The 4,250-nt window shown below is 63.1% G+C and carries 4 protein-coding genes; 2 read left to right on the forward strand and 2 right to left on the reverse strand.

What is annotated here, in order from left to right:
- Positions 1-74: 74 nt before the first annotated feature.
- Both istA (K0M74_RS07710) and istB (K0M74_RS07705) read left to right on the forward strand, forming a co-directional pair.
- Positions 75-1,376, forward strand: a complete 1,302-nt coding sequence (gene istA / locus K0M74_RS07710; RefSeq protein ID WP_293970067.1) for an IS21 family transposase — start codon at positions 75-77, stop codon at positions 1,374-1,376.
- On the forward strand, positions 1,373-2,155 hold the full coding sequence (istB, locus tag K0M74_RS07705; protein WP_293970070.1) for an IS21-like element helper ATPase IstB: 783 nt from the start codon (positions 1,373-1,375) through the stop codon (positions 2,153-2,155). Before istA (K0M74_RS07710) ends, istB (K0M74_RS07705) begins: the two co-directional genes overlap by 4 nt.
- Here the strand turns inward: istB (K0M74_RS07705) and istB (K0M74_RS07700) are convergent.
- Together istB (K0M74_RS07700) and istA (K0M74_RS07695) are read right to left on the reverse strand one after the other, a co-directional pair.
- Positions 2,096-2,878, reverse strand: a complete 783-nt coding sequence (gene istB, locus K0M74_RS07700) for an IS21-like element helper ATPase IstB (protein ID WP_293970070.1) — start codon at positions 2,876-2,878, stop codon at positions 2,096-2,098. The genes istB (K0M74_RS07705) and istB (K0M74_RS07700) overlap by 60 nt on opposite strands.
- Positions 2,875-4,176, reverse strand: a complete 1,302-nt coding sequence (gene istA, locus K0M74_RS07695; RefSeq protein ID WP_293970067.1) for an IS21 family transposase — start codon at positions 4,174-4,176, stop codon at positions 2,875-2,877. The genes istB (K0M74_RS07700) and istA (K0M74_RS07695) overlap by 4 nt, the downstream gene beginning before the upstream one ends.
- Between the last annotated feature and the right edge of the window lie 74 nt (positions 4,177-4,250).

Raw genomic sequence — 4,250 nt, forward strand, 5'->3', positions numbered from 1 at the left:
TGTCAGGCGACATGTAAAACTGGTCCGGTAGCGACATGTAGAACTGGTCCCCCCATTTAGCTGAGGAGGGACTGATGGACGTCGATACCCGTACGAAGATTTCCGCGACAATGACGCGGAGAGAAGCGATGCTCGAGCCGGACGAGGTGACTGTGATGCTGCGGCTGAAGAAGCTGGGGTGGGGCACGAGACGGATAGCGCTGGAGCTTGGATGTTCGCGCACGACGGTGCAGCGTTACATCGAGGCTGGGGGCTGGCGGTCATACCGCCGGGCCCGCAGGAAGACGTTGCTTTCGGAGTATGGCGAGTGGCTGCGCGAGCGGTTTTTCCGTCATGGCGGCAACGCGGATGTCGTTCGCCAGGACCTTCAGCGAGAGGTCGGCGTGGCCGTCAGCCTTCGCACGGTTGAACGCGCTGTGTCAGGCTTTCGCCAGCAGCTTGCGGCTGAAGCGCGCGCGACGACGCGCTTTGAGACGCCCCCCGGGCAGCAACTGCAGATCGACTTTGGCGAGAAGGCGATGATGATCGGCGGCGAGAAGGTGCGCGTCTATGTGTTCGTTGCAACGCTCGGCTACTCGCGCAGGCCCTTTACGACGGCGTTTCGTCATCAGCGCCAGTCGGCCTGGTTCGACGGCATGGAAGCCGCCTTCCGGCATTTTGGCGGTGTGACCGAAGACGTTCTCCTCGACAATGCTGCCGCGCTCATAAAGCACCATGATGCAGTCACCCGCGAGGTCGTGCTCAATGACCGGCTGCACGCCTTTGCGCGTTACTGGGGTTTTCGTCCGCGCGCCTGCGCGCCTTACCGGGCACGGACCAAGGGCAAGGATGAGCGCGGCGTCGGATATGTGAAGCACAATGCGCTGGCTGGACACGACTTCGCGAGCATGGAAGCCCTCGAGCTACACCTGGCATGGTGGATGCGCGAGGTTGCCGATATCCGGTGCCACGGGACGACGGGCGAGCCGCCGCTCGAGCGCTTTGTGCGCGATGAGGCGACAAAGCTCAGGCCGATCAACGGTCGGCCGCCATTCCGGCAGATCCGCGAGCTTGTTCGCAAGGTTCATAGCGATTGTGCCGTCGAGGTCGACACCAACGCCTATTCGGTTCCCTGGCGGCTCATCGGTGAGACGGTCGAGGTGACGATCAGCGGCGCCCAGTTGCGCATCTTCCATGCCGGCAAGCTCGTCGCCGCGCATGCTGAGGCGCAAGGACGTCATCGCCGCCTGACCGATCCGGCCCATTTTGTGGGCGTCACCGGCTTCGGCGGCCCAGCTCGCGGGCGGCTACCCGTCATTGACGCGCCCGCACCGGCGCACCCCGAGCTGCTGCGTCCGCTCGCCGAGTATGAGCAACTGGCAGGAGGACAATGGTGAGCGCGGTTGATCACGACACGCTGGTTGGCTGGCTGACCCGGCTCAAGCTCACCGCCATCCGCGACCAGCTGGACAGCCTGCTCGACGAGGCAGCGCGCAGCGATCTGACAATGCGTGAGACGGTCGCCTTGCTGTGCGAGCGCGAGATCGCAAGGAAAGATGAGCGGCGCATCATCATGGCGTTGAAGATCGCCCATTTTCCGCATGCGCGCGATCTTGAGGGATTCGACTTCGAGGCCCAGCCCAGCATCGATCCTCAACAGATCCGCGAACTTGCTACCGCGCGCTGGGTCGCACACGGCGATGCGCTGCTGCTGCTTGGACCGCCCGGTGTCGGTAAATCGCATCTGGCGATCGCGCTCGGCCGCGAAGTGATCCGGCAAAACTACACCGTGCTGTTCACCACGGCTCAGTCCCTGGTCGCATCACTGGTGAAGGCGCACAGTGAAGGCCGCCTCGAAGAACGACTGGCCTTTCTGGCCAAGCCAAAGCTGCTCATCGTCGATGAACTGGGATATCTCCCCTTCGATCCGAACGCCGCCCACCTGTTCTTCCAGCTGGTATCGCGACGATACGAGCGAGGCGCCATGCTGATCACCTCCAACCGGAGTGTGGGGGAATGGGGAAGCGTCTTTGGAGATCCTGTCGTTGCCACGGCCATTCTGGACCGGCTGCTTCACCACAGCCACGTCATCACCATCCGCGGCGACAGCTACAGACTACGCGAAAAGCGTCGGAGTGGCCTTTTGCAAAAGGCCACTCCGACGCTTTTCGCGTAGTCTGTAGCTGTCGCCGCGGATGGTGATGACGTGGCTGTGGTGAAGCAGCCGGTCCAGAATGGCCGTGGCAACGACAGGATCTCCAAAGACGCTTCCCCATTCCCCCACACTCCGGTTGGAGGTGATCAGCATGGCGCCTCGCTCGTATCGTCGCGATACCAGCTGGAAGAACAGGTGGGCGGCGTTCGGATCGAAGGGGAGATATCCCAGTTCATCGACGATGAGCAGCTTTGGCTTGGCCAGAAAGGCCAGTCGTTCTTCGAGGCGGCCTTCACTGTGCGCCTTCACCAGTGATGCGACCAGGGACTGAGCCGTGGTGAACAGCACGGTGTAGTTTTGCCGGATCACTTCGCGGCCGAGCGCGATCGCCAGATGCGATTTACCGACACCGGGCGGTCCAAGCAGCAGCAGCGCATCGCCGTGTGCGACCCAGCGCGCGGTAGCAAGTTCGCGGATCTGTTGAGGATCGATGCTGGGCTGGGCCTCGAAGTCGAATCCCTCAAGATCGCGCGCATGCGGAAAATGGGCGATCTTCAACGCCATGATGATGCGCCGCTCATCTTTCCTTGCGATCTCGCGCTCGCACAGCAAGGCGACCGTCTCACGCATTGTCAGATCGCTGCGCGCTGCCTCGTCGAGCAGGCTGTCCAGCTGGTCGCGGATGGCGGTGAGCTTGAGCCGGGTCAGCCAGCCAACCAGCGTGTCGTGATCAACCGCGCTCACCATTGTCCTCCTGCCAGTTGCTCATACTCGGCGAGCGGACGCAGCAGCTCGGGGTGCGCCGGTGCGGGCGCGTCAATGACGGGTAGCCGCCCGCGAGCTGGGCCGCCGAAGCCGGTGACGCCCACAAAATGGGCCGGATCGGTCAGGCGGCGATGACGTCCTTGCGCCTCAGCATGCGCGGCGACGAGCTTGCCGGCATGGAAGATGCGCAACTGGGCGCCGCTGATCGTCACCTCGACCGTCTCACCGATGAGCCGCCAGGGAACCGAATAGGCGTTGGTGTCGACCTCGACGGCACAATCGCTATGAACCTTGCGAACAAGCTCGCGGATCTGCCGGAATGGCGGCCGACCGTTGATCGGCCTGAGCTTTGTCGCCTCATCGCGCACAAAGCGCTCGAGCGGCGGCTCGCCCGTCGTCCCGTGGCACCGGATATCGGCAACCTCGCGCATCCACCATGCCAGGTGTAGCTCGAGGGCTTCCATGCTCGCGAAGTCGTGTCCAGCCAGCGCATTGTGCTTCACATATCCGACGCCGCGCTCATCCTTGCCCTTGGTCCGTGCCCGGTAAGGCGCGCAGGCGCGCGGACGAAAACCCCAGTAACGCGCAAAGGCGTGCAGCCGGTCATTGAGCACGACCTCGCGGGTGACTGCATCATGGTGCTTTATGAGCGCGGCAGCATTGTCGAGGAGAACGTCTTCGGTCACACCGCCAAAATGCCGGAAGGCGGCTTCCATGCCGTCGAACCAGGCCGACTGGCGCTGATGACGAAACGCCGTCGTAAAGGGCCTGCGCGAGTAGCCGAGCGTTGCAACGAACACATAGACGCGCACCTTCTCGCCGCCGATCATCATCGCCTTCTCGCCAAAGTCGATCTGCAGTTGCTGCCCGGGGGGCGTCTCAAAGCGCGTCGTCGCGCGCGCTTCAGCCGCAAGCTGCTGGCGAAAGCCTGACACAGCGCGTTCAACCGTGCGAAGGCTGACGGCCACGCCGACCTCTCGCTGAAGGTCCTGGCGAACGACATCCGCGTTGCCGCCATGACGGAAAAACCGCTCGCGCAGCCACTCGCCATACTCCGAAAGCAACGTCTTCCTGCGGGCCCGGCGGTATGACCGCCAGCCCCCAGCCTCGATGTAACGCTGCACCGTCGTGCGCGAACATCCAAGCTCCAGCGCTATCCGTCTCGTGCCCCACCCCAGCTTCTTCAGCCGCAGCATCACAGTCACCTCGTCCGGCTCGAGCATCGCTTCTCTCCGCGTCATTGTCGCGGAAATCTTCGTACGGGTATCGACGTCCATCAGTCCCTCCTCAGCTAAATGGGGGGACCAGTTCTACATGTCGCTACCGGACCAGTTTTACATGTCGCCTGACA

This window comes from Sphingopyxis sp., from assembly GCF_019459305.1.
Classification (GTDB): Bacteria; Pseudomonadota; Alphaproteobacteria; order Sphingomonadales; family Sphingomonadaceae; genus Sphingopyxis.

What these genes read in the sequence shown, in the direction of transcription:
- istA (WP_293970067.1), bottom strand. Translation starts at nt 4,176, where the DNA reads ATGGACGTCGATACCCGTACGAAGATTTCCGCGACAATGACGCGGAGA.
- istA (WP_293970067.1), top strand. Translation starts at nt 75, where the DNA reads ATGGACGTCGATACCCGTACGAAGATTTCCGCGACAATGACGCGGAGA.